17 protein-coding genes are annotated in these 17,709 nt (G+C 52.7%); 9 read left to right on the top strand and 8 right to left on the bottom strand.

The genetic code is table 11. From position 1 onward, the window contains the following. Positions 1 to 116: 116 nt before the first annotated feature. The 4 genes from CLR69_RS17870 (at position 117) to CLR69_RS22935 (ending at position 5,388) form a co-directional block, all read left to right on the top strand. Positions 117 to 1,265 carry a HAMP domain-containing protein gene (locus CLR69_RS17870; RefSeq protein ID WP_129713037.1) on the top strand — a complete coding sequence of 383 codons (1,149 nt, stop codon included), beginning with the start codon at positions 117 to 119 and terminating at the stop codon, positions 1,263 to 1,265. Between the two features lie 307 nt (positions 1,266 to 1,572). Beyond that, the gene (locus CLR69_RS17865) at positions 1,573 to 2,865 is read left to right on the top strand and encodes a dicarboxylate/amino acid:cation symporter (RefSeq protein ID WP_129707393.1); all 1,293 of its coding nucleotides are present in this window, start codon (positions 1,573 to 1,575) and stop codon (positions 2,863 to 2,865) included. Positions 2,866 to 3,259: 394 nt separating this feature from the next. Next, positions 3,260 to 4,756 carry a M16 family metallopeptidase gene (locus CLR69_RS17860; RefSeq protein WP_129712973.1) on the top strand — a complete coding sequence of 499 codons (1,497 nt, stop codon included), beginning with the start codon at positions 3,260 to 3,262 and terminating at the stop codon, positions 4,754 to 4,756. Positions 4,757 to 5,217: 461 nt separating this feature from the next. After that, positions 5,218 to 5,388, top strand: coding sequence for a hypothetical protein (locus CLR69_RS22935; RefSeq protein WP_165346001.1), 171 nt, complete (start codon positions 5,218 to 5,220; stop codon positions 5,386 to 5,388). A 93-nt stretch (positions 5,389 to 5,481) separates the two neighbouring features. Here CLR69_RS22935 and kdgK read toward each other — a convergent pair whose 3' ends face one another. Continuing rightward, positions 5,482 to 6,414, bottom strand: a complete 933-nt coding sequence (kdgK, locus tag CLR69_RS17855; RefSeq protein ID WP_129707389.1) for a 2-dehydro-3-deoxygluconokinase — start codon at positions 6,412 to 6,414, stop codon at positions 5,482 to 5,484. A 147-nt stretch (positions 6,415 to 6,561) separates the two neighbouring features. Then, the gene (gene yhjD, locus CLR69_RS17850; RefSeq protein ID WP_129712974.1) at positions 6,562 to 7,578 is read right to left on the bottom strand and encodes an inner membrane protein YhjD; all 1,017 of its coding nucleotides are present in this window, start codon (positions 7,576 to 7,578) and stop codon (positions 6,562 to 6,564) included. 138 nt (positions 7,579 to 7,716) lie between these two features. Here yhjD and CLR69_RS17845 point away from each other — a divergent pair, with 138 nt between their 5' ends. Then, positions 7,717 to 8,916, top strand: coding sequence for an MFS transporter (locus CLR69_RS17845; RefSeq protein ID WP_129712975.1), 1,200 nt, complete (start codon positions 7,717 to 7,719; stop codon positions 8,914 to 8,916). A 41-nt stretch (positions 8,917 to 8,957) separates the two neighbouring features. Here CLR69_RS17845 and CLR69_RS17840 read toward each other — a convergent pair whose 3' ends face one another. Continuing rightward, a complete protein-coding gene (locus CLR69_RS17840) occupies positions 8,958 to 9,524 on the bottom strand; it encodes a DcrB family lipoprotein (RefSeq protein ID WP_129707383.1) in 567 nt (188 codons plus the stop codon). A 186-nt stretch (positions 9,525 to 9,710) separates the two neighbouring features. After that, positions 9,711 to 10,388, bottom strand: a complete 678-nt coding sequence (locus tag CLR69_RS17835) for a 7-cyano-7-deazaguanine/7-aminomethyl-7-deazaguanine transporter (protein WP_129712976.1) — start codon at positions 10,386 to 10,388, stop codon at positions 9,711 to 9,713. Positions 10,389 to 10,604: 216 nt separating this feature from the next. Between CLR69_RS17835 and tusA the strand changes: the two genes are divergently transcribed. After that, positions 10,605 to 10,850, top strand: coding sequence for a sulfurtransferase TusA (gene tusA / locus CLR69_RS17830; protein WP_129707672.1), 246 nt, complete (start codon positions 10,605 to 10,607; stop codon positions 10,848 to 10,850). Positions 10,851 to 11,071: 221 nt separating this feature from the next. On the opposite strand, the gene CLR69_RS17825 is transcribed toward tusA, so the two are convergent. Both CLR69_RS17825 and CLR69_RS17820 read right to left on the bottom strand, forming a co-directional pair. Next, positions 11,072 to 13,435 (bottom strand): zinc/cadmium/mercury/lead-transporting ATPase, encoded by a 2,364-nt coding sequence (locus tag CLR69_RS17825; RefSeq protein WP_129712977.1) that lies wholly within the window; start codon positions 13,433 to 13,435, stop codon positions 11,072 to 11,074. A 94-nt stretch (positions 13,436 to 13,529) separates the two neighbouring features. Next, positions 13,530 to 14,159 (bottom strand): lysoplasmalogenase, encoded by a 630-nt coding sequence (locus CLR69_RS17820; RefSeq protein ID WP_129707377.1) that lies wholly within the window; start codon positions 14,157 to 14,159, stop codon positions 13,530 to 13,532. A gap of 181 nt (positions 14,160 to 14,340) precedes the next feature. Between CLR69_RS17820 and CLR69_RS17815 the strand changes: the two genes are divergently transcribed. Next, positions 14,341 to 14,661: a DUF1820 family protein gene (locus tag CLR69_RS17815; protein ID WP_010681394.1), complete on the top strand. Its 321-nt coding sequence runs from the start codon at positions 14,341 to 14,343 to the stop codon at positions 14,659 to 14,661. Then, the gene (locus CLR69_RS17810; protein WP_129712978.1) at positions 14,661 to 15,020 is read left to right on the top strand and encodes a DUF2500 domain-containing protein; all 360 of its coding nucleotides are present in this window, start codon (positions 14,661 to 14,663) and stop codon (positions 15,018 to 15,020) included. Before CLR69_RS17815 ends, CLR69_RS17810 begins: the two co-directional genes overlap by 1 nt. 3 nt (positions 15,021 to 15,023) lie before the next feature. On the opposite strand, the gene CLR69_RS17805 is transcribed toward CLR69_RS17810, so the two are convergent. Both CLR69_RS17805 and rsmD read right to left on the bottom strand, forming a co-directional pair. Continuing rightward, a complete protein-coding gene (locus CLR69_RS17805; protein ID WP_165346003.1) occupies positions 15,024 to 15,299 on the bottom strand; it encodes a DUF1145 family protein in 276 nt (91 codons plus the stop codon). Positions 15,300 to 15,328: 29 nt separating this feature from the next. Next, the gene (gene rsmD, locus CLR69_RS17800) at positions 15,329 to 15,904 is read right to left on the bottom strand and encodes a 16S rRNA (guanine(966)-N(2))-methyltransferase (protein ID WP_129707371.1); all 576 of its coding nucleotides are present in this window, start codon (positions 15,902 to 15,904) and stop codon (positions 15,329 to 15,331) included. A 349-nt stretch (positions 15,905 to 16,253) separates the two neighbouring features. On the opposite strand from rsmD, the gene ftsY reads away from it, so the two are divergent. Further along, positions 16,254 to 17,708 (top strand): signal recognition particle-docking protein FtsY, encoded by a 1,455-nt coding sequence (ftsY, locus tag CLR69_RS17795; protein ID WP_129712980.1) that lies wholly within the window; start codon positions 16,254 to 16,256, stop codon positions 17,706 to 17,708. The last annotated feature ends 1 nt before the right edge of the window (position 17,709 follow it).

Raw genomic sequence — 17,709 nt, 5'->3', positions numbered from 1 at the left:
TTTTCGCGTTGTGTATTGCTCACCCATTTTTATCCGGTGGGTCAGGTATTCAGGTCTGCATAAAAGGTTGACGGAGAAAGCGCTTGCGGCTCAGACGTTCATTAACGATTAAACAGATGACAGCCGTGTCTGCCGTGGCACTGGTGACGATCAGCCTGTTTATCGTCATACAGCTCTTTCACTTCGTTCATCAGCGCCGTGAAGACTATGCCAAGCAGTTGGAGAGCATCGCCTATTCCGTGCGCCAACCGCTGACGGATGCCGTGTTACAGGGGGAAGTTCAGCGGGCTGGCAATATTCTGGATAGCTTGCTGCCGGTTGCCTTTCTTAGTCGGGCAGATGTGCTGCTGCCGGATGATTTCCAGACGCTGCATGCCAATTTCCCAAAAGAACGCCCGGTGCCGGATTGGATCGCGCGGGTCTTTAGGTTGCCGATTCGCATTTCTATTCCTCTCTATTCACCGCCGCAGACGCAATATTCGGCCCCGTTGGCGCATCTGGTCTTGCAGGCAGATTCCTACCGGATGTATCAATTTATCGTCAGTACGTTTTCAACCATGCTGGCTACGTATCTGCTGCTTGCGCTGATTATGTCGATTGCCATCACCTGGTGCATTAATCGGCTGCTGGTACACCCGCTGCGCGGGATTATTGTCGAATTACAGAATTTACCGCCGGACGCGATGCTTCATCGTCCACTCACGCTGCCACCCTGGCATCAGGATGATGAGCTGGGGGCGTTGGTGCGCAGCTATAACCGTAATCAACAACTGCTGGAGCAGTCGCTCTCTGCTGGAAATACAGGCGCTGGCCTACCGGACAAAGCACATTTTATACGACGCTTCGAACAGCGTTTGGCCGATGGCATCCCGTTCAGTCTGCTGGTCGTCGGGCTTGATTCCTCAGTCGGTCAGGGCGATATGGCCGCGTTGGCTAAGCAGCTTCATGCGGTGATTGCAGAACAAAATGAGGCTGGCCTGATCTATCTGGCGAGTCTCGATTGCGATGAATTCGCCATCATCGGGAAAACGCTGGAATCCGCCGGGCAAGCACAGGATTGGGCGCAAAACGTGATGCTGGCGATTAACTCTCCCTTTTTACCTGCGGGCCCCCTGCCTACACGGGCTGTCAGTGTCGGTATCCTCACGATTACCGATCCTCGACCAGAGGAGGCAGCGCTGTTCTTGTCGCAGGCGCGTTTTGCCATGCAACTGGCGCGTCGTGATAAAAAACAGGGTGTTCATCATCTCACCACGCCTTCATGACTATTTGCAGGTAACATAAATGTTACTTTTCGTGGATATGTTTCCTGAACGTTGCTTCCCCGTATGACGTGGGGTTGAGGGCTTTTTCCTGCTGTAGAAATGTGCATCTGTTACAAGAAAATTGCACTAATGTTTCTTTATAATTCCTGCTGACGTGATTCAGCTCTTGTTTTTAACCTCTTGGTCACAAACTAAACTTATAAAACATTCTCAGCTTGTTATTGCAATGTTACTTTCCGGCGCAATCACAGGCGGCATTCTCGTACCCTATTCCCCTCCTGTGTTTTCCCCACCATAGGACGTATGTATGAAAACATCAATTTTTAAAAGTCTTTATTTTCAGGTTCTTACTGCTATTACGATAGGGATACTGTTGGGGCATTTCTACCCTCAGCTTGGCGAGCAAATGAAGCCGCTTGGCGACGGGTTTGTTAAATTAATTAAAATGATTATTGCGCCGGTTATCTTCTGTACGGTAGTTACCGGTATTGCAGGCATGGAAAGTATGAAATCAGTCGGTCGCACTGGTGCGGCGGCTCTGTTGTATTTTGAAATAGTCAGTACGATTGCGCTGATTATCGGTCTGGTTGTCGTTAACGTCGTGCAACCTGGCGTGGGCATGAACATCGATCCGAGTACGCTGGATGCATCTGCGGTGGCGGTTTATACCCAACAGGCCGCACAACAAGGTCTGATTCCGTTCCTGATGGACGTGATTCCGGCGAGTGTGGTCGGTGCGTTTGCCAGCGGTAATATTTTGCAGGTTCTGCTGTTTGCTGTGATGTTCGGCTTTGCGCTGCACCGCTTAGGGCCAAAAGGCAAAGTGATTTTTGATGTGATTGAGAGCTTCTCCAAGGTCATCTTTGGCGTCATTAACATGATCATGAAGTTGGCCCCGCTGGGTGCATTCGGTGCTATGGCTTTCACCATCGGTAAATATGGTGTGGGTACGTTGGTGCAACTGGGGCAGTTGATCGCCTGCTTCTACATCACCTGCGTTCTGTTCGTATTTCTGGTGCTGGGCAGTATTGCCAAGGCAACGGGCTTCAGTATCTTCAAATTCATTCGCTACATCCGTGAAGAGCTGTTGATCGTACTGGGTACGTCTTCTTCTGAGTCCGTGCTGCCACGTATGCTGGAGAAGATGGAGAAGGTCGGCTGTAAAAAATCCGTTGTGGGTCTGGTTATTCCGACCGGTTACTCGTTCAACCTTGATGGAACCTCCATCTATTTGACGATGGCGGCAGTGTTTATCGCTCAGGCGACCAACAGTCACATGGATATCTGGCATCAAATTACGCTGCTGGTGGTTCTGCTGCTGTCCTCTAAAGGGGCTGCGGGTGTGACGGGAAGTGGATTTATCGTGCTGGCAGCAACGCTGTCTGCCGTGGGCCACCTGCCTGTTGCCGGCTTGGCGCTGATTCTGGGTATTGACCGCTTCATGTCTGAAGCCCGTGCGCTGACCAACCTGATTGGTAACGGTGTTGCGACCATCGTGGTAGCAAAATACTGCCGCGAGCTGGATGAGAAGAAACTGGAAGCTGAGCTGTCTGGGACTAACAAGAACGATAATGCGGCCACGCCGACGGCGCAGTCGTAATTTCAGCAGGCAGTTATCGTTCCAGCATCGTGTTCTATACCCTAAATAATTCCCTGCGGCGTTTTGCACCGCGGGGAATTTTTTTGTCTGTAAGCCTTTTGTCTGTAGTTTTTTGTTTATAAACACGTCCAATCAAAACGTTTTTTTCTCTCTTCTTACCCGGCATGAAACGTAAAAATATTGTTAAATATGACTATTTTTACCTTTTTTGCAGATTATTTCGCCTCTTGAAGTGACATAGACAAAAGCGCGCTGTCCAATGCAATGGTACACTTCGCGTCTTCAATTTTTTCCGTGATATATCCACGAGAGTGTGCGGTGGCAGACGCAAGGCCACCATAATGATCAACAATAACCACATTATTATGTTGGATAGCTATGAGTAGGGGTTCACATGCAGGGCACCAAAAAGGCGCTTTTCGTTGGTGGTTTGTTGCTGGCTGTGGTCAGCAGCAGCGTGCAGGCTGAAACACTACAGCCCGATCCTGCCTGGCAGCAGGGTAAACTTGATAATGGTTTTACCTGGCAATTATTAACAACGCCACAGCGCCCCGGCGATCGGGTTGAGCTGCGTCTGGTTGTTAATGCCGGATCGTTGCTGGAAAACGCCCAGCAAGTGGGCTTTGCACATTTTCTTCCTCGTCTGGCTTTAGCGCCCGGCGATAAGCTGTCCGCAGCTCAGTTACCTTCCATGTGGATGCGGGATGCCAACGGCTCGCGCGTCTTGCCTCCGGTCATTATTTCGTACGACTTCACGTCGTATAACCTGAGTTTGCCAAATAATCGCCCCGAACTGCTGAAAGAAGCGCTGACGTGGCTGGCTGAAAGCGCAGGGCAGATGACATTCGACGAAAAAAATCTACAGGCTGCGTTGAAGGTGCCCGATCAGGTGGCAACTTTTCCAGTTAACCCGCAGGATCCGAGCTGGCGCTATCGCCTGAAAGGGTCACCTCTGCTGGCACACGATCCTGCTCAGGACGTCAAACCGCCGCTGAATGGTGAACAGCTCCAGCAATTTTATAAAACCTGGTATACGCCAGATGCGATGACGCTTTACATCGTCGGTCATGTGGATAATCGCAGTGTGATTGAGCAGATCGGTAAAGTTTTTTCCCCGCTGGAAGGGAAACGTGAAGCGCCAGCGCCTGTTCCGACATTAAGTCCGCTGCCGCCGCAGGCAATCAGCCTGATGAATAACACTGTCCAGAAGGACACGCTGTCGCTGATGTGGGATGCGCCGTGGCACCCAATTCGTGAGTCACAGGCGCTGGTTCGCTACTGGCTAGGCGACATGACGCGAGAAGCGATGTTCTGGCATTTACAGCAGGTGCTGGAGAAGAGCCCGCTGAAGGGCAACAATCTCCGTTTCGACTGCAACGTGTTTTACACCCGTTCCCAGTGCGCGATTCATATGGATGTTCCAGGTAGCGAGGGTGTTGAACCGGGCGTCACGTTTATGGCGCGCGAACTGGCGGCGCTGCGTGAAAAAGGACTGACACAGCAAGAGTTTGACGCGTTGATTGCGCGCAAGACGGATGAACTGAACAAGCTGTTTGCTACCTATGCGCGTACCAGCACGGACATCCTGATGGATCAGCGTTTACGCTCCCAGCAAAATGGCGTCGTGGATATTGCTCCCGAACAGTATCAGAAACTGCGTCAGACTTATTTGTCCGCGTTGACGCTCGATATGTTGAATCAGGAACTGCACCAGCAACTGGTACAGGATACGACACTGATGCTGATCCAACAGCCTGGTGAGCCAGAAGCGAATATGAAGGCATTACAGGAAACCTACGATCAGATTATGACGCCAGTCGCTGAGCCAGTCGCCAGCGCGGCGGCAGCTGAAGGAACAAAACCGCAGGAAACGGCTCCCGCCGCGCAGTAAAGCATTAAGGTCTTCGCCTTTCGGCGCGGCCTATTGCAGGAAGTCAGCTAATGGTTGCGTCGGTGAGGGGCAGGATGTCTCTCATTTCATCCGAATCACTTACCCCGGTAAGTGATTCGGATGACTGACAAATCTGCCAGAGGCAGGTTGGAGTGCTGTTTGAATGAGGCGCACGCAAGTGTCTGAATAGCGTAACTAACGCACAAGCAACGTGAAATATGACAAGTATAATTCGTCACTTAATCCCACAATATCTGTGTGTTTATTGGGTGGCGTTTTCACCATCTCCCCGATAGCTCTCAAGACTCCGTATAATAAAATACGGGATATCGTTCGTGGAACGTTAGCTTATGTAACCAGTTATTTATAAAGCGGTTTTCAGGATAAATCCCGTTGTGAGCCCTTTTCCCCACCTCTATTATTCCCCCCGAGCGTCGTAATAATGAATCGAGGTATAAAGCATGAGTCGTACTCTTAAAGCTGCGGGGGTGATCGCTCTGATCGCCATGTTGAGTGGTTGCTTGTTCCCTCCTCCGGGGGGTGGTGGTGGCGGAGGCGGTGGTAGAGGCGGCGGCGGCGGCCCGTTCGGCGGTTTCCAGGAACAACCGGTTAACCAACCGGGGCCACGTTAAACCTCAAATGACGATGTGAGGCAGAGTTTCCTGCTTTGTCGAACAACAAGGCCGCTGTAGCGGCCTTGTTGTTCGTATTGCATACATCCAGACTTATGCTGGCATTGCCTCAAGCGGGATAATCGCGCCACGGTATTGAATGACCGTGCTGGCCGTCAGGTGACCGCGCTGTGCGGCTTCCTGCGTGCTACCGCCATTCAGGCGCACTGCCAGATAACCTGCGCTGAAAGAGTCGCCTGCTGCGGTGGTATCGACCACTTTCTCTTTTGACAATTTTATCGCTGGAACATCAACCAGATCGTGTCCACGTTCTGACACGATGCAGGAATCCGCACCGCGTTTGATGACGACTTCGTTAACGCCCAGACCGTGCGTCCGCTCCAGCACCGCTTCCAGCGGCTTCGCGCCCCACAGCATGTCTTCATCATCCAGCGTCAGGAAAGCGATATCCGTACAGGACAGGATGTCGGTGTAGGACTGTTGCGTCTCTTCCTTGCTCTGCCACAAACGTGGACGGTAGTTGTTATCAAAAATCACTTTACCGCCGTTGGCGCGGCAAGCACGCAGCAACGCGAGGAGACGCTGACGACTTTCGGCATTCAGGATTGCCAGACTAATACCGCTCAGGTAGAGATAGTCAAACTGTGCCAACGCCTGACCGATTTTTTCTGCTTCCGGGCTGTCCAGCCAGTAACGGGCCGCTGCGTCATTACGCCAATAGTAAAAAGTACGCTCGCCGCTATCGTCGGTTTCAATGAAGTATAAACCGGGCAGCTTGTTGTCCAGTCGCTGGATCAGGTCGGTTTTCACCCCTTCTTTTTGCCAGGCGGCAACCATCTCGGTACTGAAGCTATCGGTGCCGAGTGCGGTCACGTAATGCACGCCCAGCTTATCGGCGTTTACCTGACGGGCAATGTAAACGGCGGTGTTCAGCGTATCGCCGCCAAATCCACGGTTAAGATCCGTGCCCTTCTGCGACAGTTCGATCATGCATTCGCCGATTACGGCAATGTTAGTAGTTGTCATCACTTTTGGCCTGTTTGAAAAGCTGGGTATAAAAAATGCGGAAATTAACATCAGTCTCAACATTACGTGAGACTGAGTCAATAGTCTTGAAACGATGTTTTACTTTTTCATGACGCAGATCGGAAAACCAATGCTTCCCCGCTGCTTTTAACGAGGTGAGGGCGGTTCTTTCTCCTGCTCATTCTTGTCTGTCGAGGTATCGCCTTTGTAGTTCGCTGTCGCGATCCAGGCGGCACAAAAGAGCGTCAGGCGAGCGAAGAAGTAGAAGAACGCCATCAGGCCAATGACCGAACCGAATGCGGCGCCGGAAGGGGAACTAGCCAGTTTAGGTAGCGCGACGGTCATCGCGAACTTGATGGCTTCAAAGCCCACTGCGGCAATCAGCGTGCCGCGAAAGAGCGCTTTGCGTTTGGGTTTATGACGCGGCAGGACGAAAAATATCCACAGAAACAACAAATAGTTGGCGAAGATGGAGATTGACAGTGCAATCAGCGTTAACGCGGGGCGCAACCACTCAATGCCATCCAACCCCAACGCGGTTACGATAATGTTTTGCGCGGTGCCAGCAACGGAGGTCAGGAAAAGCGTGATGATTAGCGCAATAACCAAACCGGTCAGCGACAGGAAATCCCGCGTGTATTGAAAGTAAATTTTCTCTTCATCTTTCGGGTTCCGTTCCCAGACGTCGCGCGATTGGGCGCGAATGGCTTCACGCAGATTTCCCATCCAACTGATGCCGGAATAGAGTGCGATCAGTAATCCGGTAAGCCCGACGGTGGTACGCTGCTGTACGGCTGTGTTGACGGTACTTTTCAGCGTATTGGCCAGATTAGGATCGCTGATACTGTTGACGATACGGTTGATCAGCCCCGTCAGTAGGTCTGGATTGGAAGCCAACACGAAACCCACGGCGGCAAAAGACACCATGAGAATGGGGATCAGCGACAGGAAGGAAAAATAGGTAATGGCCGCGCCAAACTGATTTCCCATACGATCGTTAAAACGTTCGCCCGCACGGATTAGGTGTGCCACGCTGGGAATCGCTTGAATTCGTGTGGCCAGACGCTTGCTCTTACCCAGAAACGAGAGGGGTTTCTGGAGCGATTTATCCCCTTCTGGGGTTGACGATGTTGATTTGCGATCCGGGTCTGCCGGTACAGGCATTGCGTTTCTCCTGTGTTCGGGATTAGTTTATTGAGAGACAAGGTATAAGTTTGATTATAACCAACAATATAAGAATGTTACTTTTAGATGTTTTTCTGAACGTACGTCATACACGGACGTTAAGCGAGTGAATCTTCCATGCCAACACCTTCCCCATCCGAACCGGTGCTAAGCAGCCTGCGCCTTAATCTGCGCATCGTTTCCATTGTGGCGTTTAACTTCGCCAGCTATCTGAATATTGGCCTGCCGTTGGCGGTGCTGCCGGGATATGTGCACGATCATCTTGGCTATAGTGCATTCTGGGCCGGGCTGGTGATCAGCCTGCAATATTTTTCCACGCTATTGACCCGCCCGCACGCGGGTCGCAGCGCCGATGAGAAAGGGCCGAAGAAAATCGTCGTTTGGGGGCTGGCTGGCGTCATGCTGAGCGGCGTGTTTTACCTACTGGCTGCTTTTAGCGATGCATCACCTGCAATCACGCTGCTGCTGTTGTGTCTCGGGCGTGTTGTGTTGGGGGCAGGGCAGAGCTTTGCCGGTACAGGTGCAACGCTCTGGGGCGTTGGCGTGGTGGGCTCCCGACACATCGGGCGCGTGATTTCGTGGAACGGCATTGCGACTTACGGCGCGATGGCGATTGGCGCACCGCTTGGCGTCTGGCTCAATCATGTCGGTGGGTTAAAGCTGCTCTCCGTGTGCATTATTCTGATCGCCGCCGTGGCGATTATCTTCGCGTTGCCGCGTCCGGCAGTGCAGGTTGCGCCTGGTAAAAAGATTCCCTTCCGCGAAGTGCTGGGGAAAGTCTGGGTTTACGGCATTATTCTGGCGATCGCCTCTGCGGGTTTTGGTGTTATTGCTACTTTTATCACGCTGTTTTATGCCGATCACAACTGGGAAGGTGCCGCGCTGACGCTGACCGTTTTCAGCTGTGCTTTTGTTGGTGCGCGGCTGGTTTTCCCCAACAGCATTCAACGGTTTGGCGGGCTGCGCGTGGCGATGGCGTGCTTTGTGGTTGAGATCGTGGGTTTACTGCTGGTGTGGGGGGCGACGCAACCGCTTATGGCTGAAGTGGGTGCCTTCCTCGCGGGGGCCGGTTTCTCTCTGGTATTCCCTGCATTAGGTGTTGTTGCCGTCAAGGCTGTATCACCACAGAATCAGGGCAGTGCGCTGGCAACCTATACGATATTCCTCGATCTGTCGCTGGGCATCGTCGGACCTGTGGCGGGCGTAATGATGGGCTATACCGGAATCGCTTCTATTTATCTGGCCGCGGCGTTACTGGGGCTATGCGGTCTGGCGCTGACGTGGCGGCTGACTCAGCGCACGGCAATCAGAGAATAACAGTAGCCACCGAAGTGGCTACTGTCCGGCAGTAACGTCGATTATTTCAGCTTCAGGGTGTGGATGATGCTTTCTGCTTCGCTCTGTGCCTGTTGCTGATTGCTGGCTGGCAGCGTGATCTGCAAGGTCAGCAGTTGGTTTTCCACTTTACCCAACACCACAGAGGAATAAGCCTGCTGCCCACTGCTGGTGATGATGCTGTCGAGCTGTTGCAGCTTCTTGCCGTCAACATCGATGGTTTTGTTGGTGACAACCTGAAGGTTGGCGTCACGCGTGCGCTGCTGATCTTCCAGGCGTTGTGTCAGTACGGTTAGCTCTTCCGTGGTGTTGTCGCCCAGAATCACGATGACCGCTTTCTGCCCATTGTCATTGGCGTAAACGTGCATGTTGTTTGCCTGCGTACCCACTTTCCCGCTTTGGTCACGCATATCGGCCGGTAGGGTAAACGCAATCTTCCCATCCATTAATTCGATGTTCTGGCTCGCGGTAGCTTCCGCCGCTGGTTTATCTTGTGCGCCCGCTTTTGCGGCGTCATCCGTTTTGCCATCACAGGCAGCAAGCAGGCCGACAAGCAAGCCGACACCGAGGTATTTGATTACATTCGACATGGGATCCCTTTCTCTCGTTTTTGAACAGGTCATCTTTTGAAACAGGTAATAACAGTATGGCACCCTATTCAGATAGCAAAAACAAGCATTTTGTTGTTGCAAACCGTTGTGGGAACCTGCGTTATTTTTACAAAACGATGAGTGACTTAAGAGGAAAGGGCGGCATAAATAGCCGCCCGATTGCCATTACTGGTGACTGCTGACGGAACGGTAGTCGGCCGAGCCTTTTTGCTCGCTCAGACGTTTAAGTACCATGTTCAGCATCACGCCGTACATCGGCAGGAAGAATGCCAGGCTGATCAGCAGTTTGAACGCATAGTCCACCATCGCAATTTCGATCCAGTTTGCAGCCATGAAGGCATCAGTGCTGTGGTAAAACGCGATGAAGAAAAAGGCCAGCGTATCACTGAAGTTACCAAACACGGTCGACACGGCTGGAGCGACCCACCATGCACGATTTTGGCGCAGGCGATTGAAGACGTGAACATCCAGAATCTGGCCCAGAACATAGGCCATGAAACTGGCGCAGGCGATACGTGCCACGACGATATTCACCTGACTTAATGCTTCGAACGACTGCCACGATCCCTGATAAAACAGGGATGAAACCAGATAGGAAATCACCAGCGCAGGCACCATCACGGTCAAAATAATACGACGCGCCAGCGGTGCACCGAAAATCCGAACCGTCAGGTCAGTAGCCAGAAAAATAAACGGGAAGGTAAACGCGCCCCAGGTGGTATGAAAACCGAAAATCAAGACCGGGAGCTGAACCAGATAATTACTCGACGTAATGATCAGGACATGGAACAACGATAGCCAGATCAGCGCCGTAAGCCGCTGCTGGGGAGTAAAACGATACATAATGTGACCTTTTTGGTTATTGGGGTTAGGGAACCCAAGGAATAACGTGCAGATTTATGCTGCAACGCGGCGGCATAATACGCAATTGCTTCGCTAATGCAATGTGTTTTGCCAGGAAAGTATGGTTGTTTTATGCGCAAACGTTGTCGTCGCTTGCGTCGGGAAATCCTCCGCGTAAACTAAGGCGGTTTTTTGATTCCAGCACCGAGAACGTTGATGACCGATCCCTTTACTAACCCGGATAAAACCCTTGATGCTCAGGGACTACGCTGCCCTGAGCCTGTGATGATGGTGCGTAAGACAGTACGCCAGATGGAAACCGGGCAAACGCTGCTGATTATTGCCGACGATCCGGCCACCACTCGCGATATTCCCGGTTTTTGCGTGTTCATGGAACATGAACTTCTGGCGCAGGAGACCGAACAACTTCCCTATCGTTATCTGCTGCGCAAGGGCCACTGATACTCGTCATACTTCAAGCCGCAGGTGTGTTGGCAATACTCGGCTCATCTCTGAGCCTCGCGCCGGCCTACAACTCGAATTATTTAGAGTATAAGAGTTACTCAGTGCGTTATTTTGCACGCTGAAGTTTGTCATTAGGAGAAACACGGGGATGAGGTTCCCGTAGGGAGGCCTCGCTCCGTGTTTCTCGATCCTTCAACCAACAGCCAACAACGGGATTGTTAGTCCTGTTTTCTCAGCAGCCGCAGTGCGTTGGCAGTGACTAACGCCGTTGCGCCGGAATCCGCCAGCACCGCCAGCCAGAGCCCAGTAATACCCAGAATACTGGTGACCAGAAATACCGCTTTCAGCCCCAGTGCGATCGTAATGTTTTGACGAATATTACGCTGCGTCGCCCGCGACAGGCTGATCATGGCCGCTAGCCCAGTCAGGCGGCTGTGCGTTAATGCGGCATCTGCGGTTTCCAGCGCCACATCCGTACCGCTTCCCATCGCGATGCCGATGGTTGCGGCTTTCATTGCCGGAGCGTCGTTGATGCCATCGCCCACCATTGCCACGGGGTGCTGCTTACTCAATTCGCTGACTGCGGTAACCTTATCGGCAGGCAGCAGACTGGCTCGGTAATCGATCCCCAATGTTGCTGCAATGGCCGCTGCCGCACGGGGATTATCGCCGGTGAGCATGACGCCACGAATCCCCAACTGCTGCAAGGCATCCAGCGCTTCACGCGCATCGTTGCGCAGCGTATCGCTCAGCGCCAGCAAACCGAGCAGACGGTCGTCTTCTTGCACCACCACCACGGTTTTCCCTTCGCTTTCCAGTGCGTTAACCTGCTGTAACCAGTCGGCGTCAAGTAAACCGGGCGCGACGCGGGTTGGGGCGCTGACCTGAATCCGCTTGCCGCCGATCATGCCTTCAACGCCGACACCCGCCAGTGCTTTACGGTTTTCCGCCATCGGCAGAAACGTGCTGCTGGACAACGCATGCTGGATGATTGCTTTAGCAAGCGGATGGTGAGAACCCGATTCTATTGCGGCGGTACGCGTCAGCAGCGCCGTTTCGCTGATACCTGCGGCGGGTAACACGTCCGTCACCTGTGGCTTGCCTTCCGTCAGCGTGCCCGTCTTGTCAAATGCGATGGTTTTGATGCTGCCCAGCGATTCCAGCGCCGCACCGCCTTTAATCAGCGCCCCACGACGCGTTGCCGCTGCCAGCCCAGACGTAATCGCCGCAGGCGTTGAGATCACCAGTGCACACGGACAGCCGATTAATAGCAGCGTCAGACCGCGATAAATCCACTCTTGCCACGGCTGTGCCAGCAGCAACGGCGGTACCAGAATCACCAACAGCGACAGCAGCATGATGGCTGGCGTGTAATAGCGGCTGAACTTATCGAGGAAGCGTTCTATCGGCGCACGGCGCTCTTCCGCTTCTTCTATCAGTTGCAGAATGCGGTCGATGGCGCTGTTGCCTGGCTGTGAAACCACACGCAACTGCACGACCCGATCGACACACAGGCTGCCAGCGGCAATTTTTCCACCGGGTGTGCGCTCAACGGGAACCGATTCACCAGTCAGGGCGCTTTCATCAAAGCTGGCGTCGTTGTTCAATAGCTCCGCATCGGCAGGGAGTCGTCCGCCGGGGGCAACTTCAATGATATCGCCAGGAACCAGACTCGCAACGGGCACGAGGCGTCGCTGCCCGTTGCCGACTACCGTTGCGTCTTCAGGAAGCAGCGCCATCAGTGCCGTTACGCCTCGTCGTGCGCGGTTTGCCGCGTAAGACTCCAGATATTCGCCCAGCATAAACAGCAGCAAAATAACCGTGGCTTCGGTGGTGGCACCAATCAAGAGCGCCCCGATGGAAGCCACGCTCATTAGCGTCTCAATCGCGAAGGGCGTACCTGTGCGAATGAGCTGCACTGTTTTTTTCAGTATCGGTATCAGCCCGACAATCGTAGTGGCGATAAACGCGATTTGCCCGCCGCGCTCGCTTAACAGGGAAAGTCCCCAGCTTGCAGCAGCCAGCAAAGTGAAAAGTACTAAGAAACCATATTCATGCACGAAACGACGTACGGTCGAGGTGTCGGATGGTGCTATGGGGAGTGCGGTGTCCTGCAAGGTAAAGCCAGCTTGCTGAACGGCATATTGAACCTGAGGGCGAATATCAGTGTAGGCGTCAACAACCAGTTTTTCGGTGGCGAACAGCACTTTGGCTTGTTCAATTCCGGTGAGATTTTTTACTGCATTTTCGATTTTACGTGCACAGCTAGGACAATCCATCCCGCTGATTTTCCAACTGAAACGCTGATGGGATCGGGGCCTGTCGCTGTCTCCGCCGTCGGGGTCGTCTGAATCCGCGCTACCGCCGCTGTCTGACGAATGCTGTTCTGTGCCACATGCGGTCTGTACCACCGCGTCAGACGAGTGTTTGGTGGAACAGCAACTGTGATCCGCGTGGTTTGAATGCTGCGTGTGTTCATTACAGCAGCGTTTAGTGCTGTGTGCGGTGCTGCGTGGCGCGTGGTGAACGCCGTTATTACAGCAGGCTGATTTCTCAGCGCTGTGGTGTTGATGAGAGTGCATGTCTTCCTCCTGGGTTATTAGTGATAGCCATTCTCATCAGAAACTTTACACCGCCGCTCAATGCTTAGCCAGCCTTTCGTAAGCGTCGCGAGCGTCAGAAATAGAGGGAGCGAACGATCAGGAAATGTCCGCCAAAATAGCCTGCTGCCACAATCGCCTGATGGGCGCGAAATGGGAAACGATAATGGTGAATAAGCCAGGCTGCATGGGCAACAAACAGCAGTACGGTGCCCGTCAGCAAGGAGAAATTCGCGTTTGTACCCAGCGCAAAATACCGTTCACCGGCAATCCAGACCATCAGCGTCGTCATGATGATAAACGCGCAGGCGGGCCAACGCTGTGCATCCAGTCGCCCCCAGATAATGGCGATCAGGATCGCGGCCAGAATGACGAGTGTTAGTGCCAGTGGCCAGAAGAAGGTGAGCGCGATTTGTCCGGTAAAAAAGCTGACGGTATACAGCAGATGAGAGAGGAAATAGGCACCAAATGCGTAAAGCAGGCGCTGAGTTGGGAGCAACAGTAGCGTGTCCGCGACTAGCGTTGCCAGTAATCCCAGCACAATCAGATAGCCCGGAACGCCAAGCAACGGCGTCTGCCAGGCTAGAGCTAGCAGCAGTAACATTGTGACTGGTTTGAATAACCAACGCTGCCACGTTGGACCACGATAGCTGGCATCTACATATAACCAACCAGAAAAAAGCACAGCAATAAATGACCAAAGCATAGCGTGTCCTTTTTGTGTTTTTGTTTGTGTCAGGATAAAAATAAACCGTTCTTTATTCAGTGTAGGGGATTGTGAGGAAGTTAAACAACACGGTGCGAGACGGATGCGTCTTTCGTGAGCTTCATGTTATGTTATCGCCCGTTTTTACGGCGTGAAGTCTCTGAAGGGAGCATGGTGTTGAATGAGTAATGAATCCGCGCTTTATCGTATTCAATTTATAAATAACGGTAAGAATTACCAGCTTTACGTGCGTGAGTTGGTTCAGAGCAGCCTATTCGGTTTTATTGAAATTGCCGACTTTGTGTTTGATAGCCAATCTACAGTGTTGGTTGACCCATCAACCGAGAAACTGAAAACGGAATTCTCCGGCGTTAGCCGCAGCTTTATCCCTTTACAGGCGATAATTCGTATTGATGCCGTGACGGAAAAAGGCAGTGCCCGTATTTCTGATTTAGGCGATAACGTTACCGCATTCCCTTATCTTCCCGGCAAGAAACCCTGATGAATGACGTTCCCTGGCTGCTGGTTTTGGCTGTTGGCGCGATTCTGGTGCTGGCAGCGCGACAATACCGACGCCAACGCTACAGGGAAGCGCAGAATGATGCAGCTCCGTTGCGTATTGTGGCCGCGGAGGTGAAACACAAACGCGAATTTCCCCGTATTCGTCGGCGGGCGCGAGAGCATCAGGGGATGGTCGCAGAAGATATGCTTTATGAGGCCACGTTCAGGCCGATTACGGGTGGCGGGGAGGTCACATTGCGCCTCGAAAGCGCGGATTATCACCAGCTTGATACCGGTATGCAGGGATCGTTGCAGCTAAAGGGCACGCGCTTTATTCGCTTTGTGCCCCAGCAGAGGTAGCGGTTACGGCTTCGGTGGCTTAGGCTGCTTTTTCTGCCATGCCAGCAGTTCAAACACGCCAAAAAGGAAAATGCGTGCCTGAAGCGCCCGGTCCAGCGCGGGGCTGTCCTTCGGCTGGCTGGATTTTAACAGCAGCAGTTGGAAACCGTGCATCAGAATCATAAACACCATCGCTACGGTCATGAAGATATTCAACGGTTTGGGAAACGGCTGAATCAGGTTAAGCAACAGAAATCCCCACACGCCTAGCATCAATAATCTGCCAAGGTTAATCAAAATCATCTCTTACCCTTACGTTGCTGCGAAGATCACTGACGGATGTACAAACGGTAGGCGACCTGACCCGCAATTTTTTCACGGTGCAGTTGCCAATTCTCCGGGATAGTCAGTTGCGCATTTTCCGCCTCTGTTTCCACGTAAATCCACGCGTCTGGTGCAAGCCAGCCCTGTTGTTCCAGCAGCGCGAGCGTGTTGTTCAGCAGCTCTTTGCGAAACGGTGGATCGAGAAAAACGACGTCAAACGGCGTGCCCGGCTGTGCCAGCCAGCTCAGGGCATCGGTATTGACCACCTCAGCATTTTCCGCCCGAAGCAGAGCCAAATTCTGCGTTAATTGCTGGGCGACTGCACGCTCCATTTCCAATAATGTGGCGTGAGCAGCATAACGGGATAAGGCTTCCAGACCGAGCGCGCCGCTGCCAGCAAAGCAATCCAGGCAGCGTGCCTGTTGAATGACGGGAGCCAGCCAGTTAAACAGCGTTTCCCGCACGCGGTCGGTAGTGGGACGTAAACCGGGGCTATCAGGAACCGGAAGTTTTCTGCCGCGCCATTGACCACCGATGATTCGGATTTGTCCGGCGGCTGACGATGCGTTTTTTTTAGCCATAGCTCACAGGGTTATTGTTGTGCCGCATCATCATGGTGTGGATGCGGGCAGGAAATTTCTGGCGCTATTCTAGCGGCGGTTACGTGTAGAGGGAATGTTAAGATGGACGTTAAGGCGCTTAAGCCAAAATTTTGTGCGGTCAGTGGCCTTTCGATCACGCGCGGCGTTTGACACACTTCGTTACGGACATCGCCTTTCGTTACGAAGATTGTCGGTAGCGCGGAGAATTGTCTGTCATTGCTCCCGCTGGCTGCGTGTTGCTGTCGGCTGGAAAGTGTTAAACTTATTGTTTAAATATGATTTTCATTGATTGATTCGCTGCGGTGAGCAGCGTGGAGCGCGATTACACATGTCAAAAGAAAAGAAGCGCGGTTTTTTTTCCTGGCTGGGACTCGGGAAACAGGAAGAAAAACAACAAGAGCAGTCGGTTGTTGAAGATGCGCCCGCTGCTGAACCGGATGCTGCCGCATCGACTCACCAGACCGTTGAGCAAACATCGGAGCTCGTAGAGCAACCGCTGCCGGAAGAATCTAGCGTTGAAGCAGAGAGCGTCGCTGAAGAAATAAAGGTTGAAGCGGAAGAACTGGCTTCTCCAGTCGCCGAGCGTGAAGTTACTGTTGTTGCAGACGAGCCAACGGTTGTTAGCCCAGAAGCCAACGTTTCTGCACCTGTTATTTCCGAAACAGCCGATCGTGAACCGATCGAACATGACGTTCTCGATCGAGATATCGCCGAGCCGATCTTGCAGACCGCGATCGCAGAGAACGCGGCGCTGGTTGACGATGAGCAGGATACCGTTCAGCAAGAAGAACAGGGCGAAGAACAGGAAAGTGAGCCGCTGGATGACGTTCCGGTTGTTGTGCAAGAACAAGAACGCCCGACGAAAGAAGGTTTCTTCGCTCGCCTGAAACGTAGTCTGGTTAAAACGCGCCAGAATCTCGGTTCCGGATTTATCGGATTGTTTCGCGGTAAGAAAATCGATGACGATCTGTTTGATGAACTGGAAGAACAACTGCTGATTGCGGATGTTGGGGTTGAGACGACCCGTAAGATCATCACCAGCCTGACGGAGCATGCCAGTCGTCGCCAACTGAAAGATGCTGATACGCTTTTTGTTAAGCTGAAAGAAGAAATGGCGGAGATTCTTGCTAAGGTGGACGCCCCGCTGAATATAGAAGGCAAAACACCGTATGTCATTCTGATGGTTGGCGTTAATGGTGTGGGTAAAACTACCACCATCGGGAAAATGGCACGTCAATTTCAGGCGCAGGGCAAATCTGTGATGCTGGCGGCGGGTGATACCTTCCGTGCGGCGGCAGTCGAGCAGCTTCAAGTCTGGGGGCAGCGTAATAACGTGGCGGTCGTGGCGCAACATACGGGAGCGGATTCGGCATCGGTGATTTTCGATGCGATTCAGGCAGCGAAAGCGCGTGGTGTTGATGTCCTGATTGCGGATACCGCTGGGCGTTTGCAGAACAAAGCGCACCTGATGGAAGAGCTGAAAAAGATTGTGCGCGTGATGAAGAAGCTGGACGAAGACGCGCCGCATGAAGTGATGTTGACGCTGGATGCGAGCACCGGGCAGAACGCGGTGAGTCAGGCCAAGCTGTTTAATGAAGCGGTCGGGCTGACGGGCATTACCTTGACTAAGCTGGATGGTACCGCGAAAGGCGGGGTGATTTTCGCCATTGCCGACCAGTTTGCGATTCCTATCCGCTATATTGGGGTAGGTGAAGGTATTGAAGATTTACGGCCATTCAAGGCCGACGATTTTATTGAGGCACTTTTTGCCCGAGAGGATTAAA

The organism is Pectobacterium zantedeschiae, from assembly GCF_004137795.1.
GTDB lineage: Bacteria > Pseudomonadota > Gammaproteobacteria > Enterobacterales > Enterobacteriaceae > Pectobacterium > Pectobacterium zantedeschiae.
This window is presented reverse-complemented; position numbering and strand designations above follow the sequence as displayed.

Coding starts and splice junctions, on each gene's coding strand:
- ftsY (WP_129712980.1), top strand. CDS start 16,254: ATGTCAAAAGAAAAGAAGCGCGGTTTTTTTTCCTGGCTGGGACTCGGG.
- CLR69_RS22935 (WP_165346001.1), top strand. CDS start 5,218: ATGAGTCGTACTCTTAAAGCTGCGGGGGTGATCGCTCTGATCGCCATG.
- CLR69_RS17840 (WP_129707383.1), bottom strand. CDS start 9,524: ATGTCGAATGTAATCAAATACCTCGGTGTCGGCTTGCTTGTCGGCCTG.
- CLR69_RS17865 (WP_129707393.1), top strand. CDS start 1,573: ATGAAAACATCAATTTTTAAAAGTCTTTATTTTCAGGTTCTTACTGCT.
- CLR69_RS17825 (WP_129712977.1), bottom strand. CDS start 13,435: ATGCACTCTCATCAACACCACAGCGCTGAGAAATCAGCCTGCTGTAAT.
- yhjD (WP_129712974.1), bottom strand. CDS start 7,578: ATGCCTGTACCGGCAGACCCGGATCGCAAATCAACATCGTCAACCCCA.
- tusA (WP_129707672.1), top strand. CDS start 10,605: ATGACCGATCCCTTTACTAACCCGGATAAAACCCTTGATGCTCAGGGA.
- CLR69_RS17815 (WP_010681394.1), top strand. CDS start 14,341: ATGAGTAATGAATCCGCGCTTTATCGTATTCAATTTATAAATAACGGT.
- CLR69_RS17820 (WP_129707377.1), bottom strand. CDS start 14,159: ATGCTTTGGTCATTTATTGCTGTGCTTTTTTCTGGTTGGTTATATGTA.
- CLR69_RS17845 (WP_129712975.1), top strand. CDS start 7,717: ATGCCAACACCTTCCCCATCCGAACCGGTGCTAAGCAGCCTGCGCCTT.
- kdgK (WP_129707389.1), bottom strand. CDS start 6,414: ATGACAACTACTAACATTGCCGTAATCGGCGAATGCATGATCGAACTG.
- rsmD (WP_129707371.1), bottom strand. CDS start 15,904: ATGGCTAAAAAAAACGCATCGTCAGCCGCCGGACAAATCCGAATCATC.
- CLR69_RS17835 (WP_129712976.1), bottom strand. CDS start 10,388: ATGTATCGTTTTACTCCCCAGCAGCGGCTTACGGCGCTGATCTGGCTA.
- CLR69_RS17860 (WP_129712973.1), top strand. CDS start 3,260: ATGCAGGGCACCAAAAAGGCGCTTTTCGTTGGTGGTTTGTTGCTGGCT.
- CLR69_RS17870 (WP_129713037.1), top strand. CDS start 117: ATGACAGCCGTGTCTGCCGTGGCACTGGTGACGATCAGCCTGTTTATC.
- CLR69_RS17810 (WP_129712978.1), top strand. CDS start 14,661: ATGAATGACGTTCCCTGGCTGCTGGTTTTGGCTGTTGGCGCGATTCTG.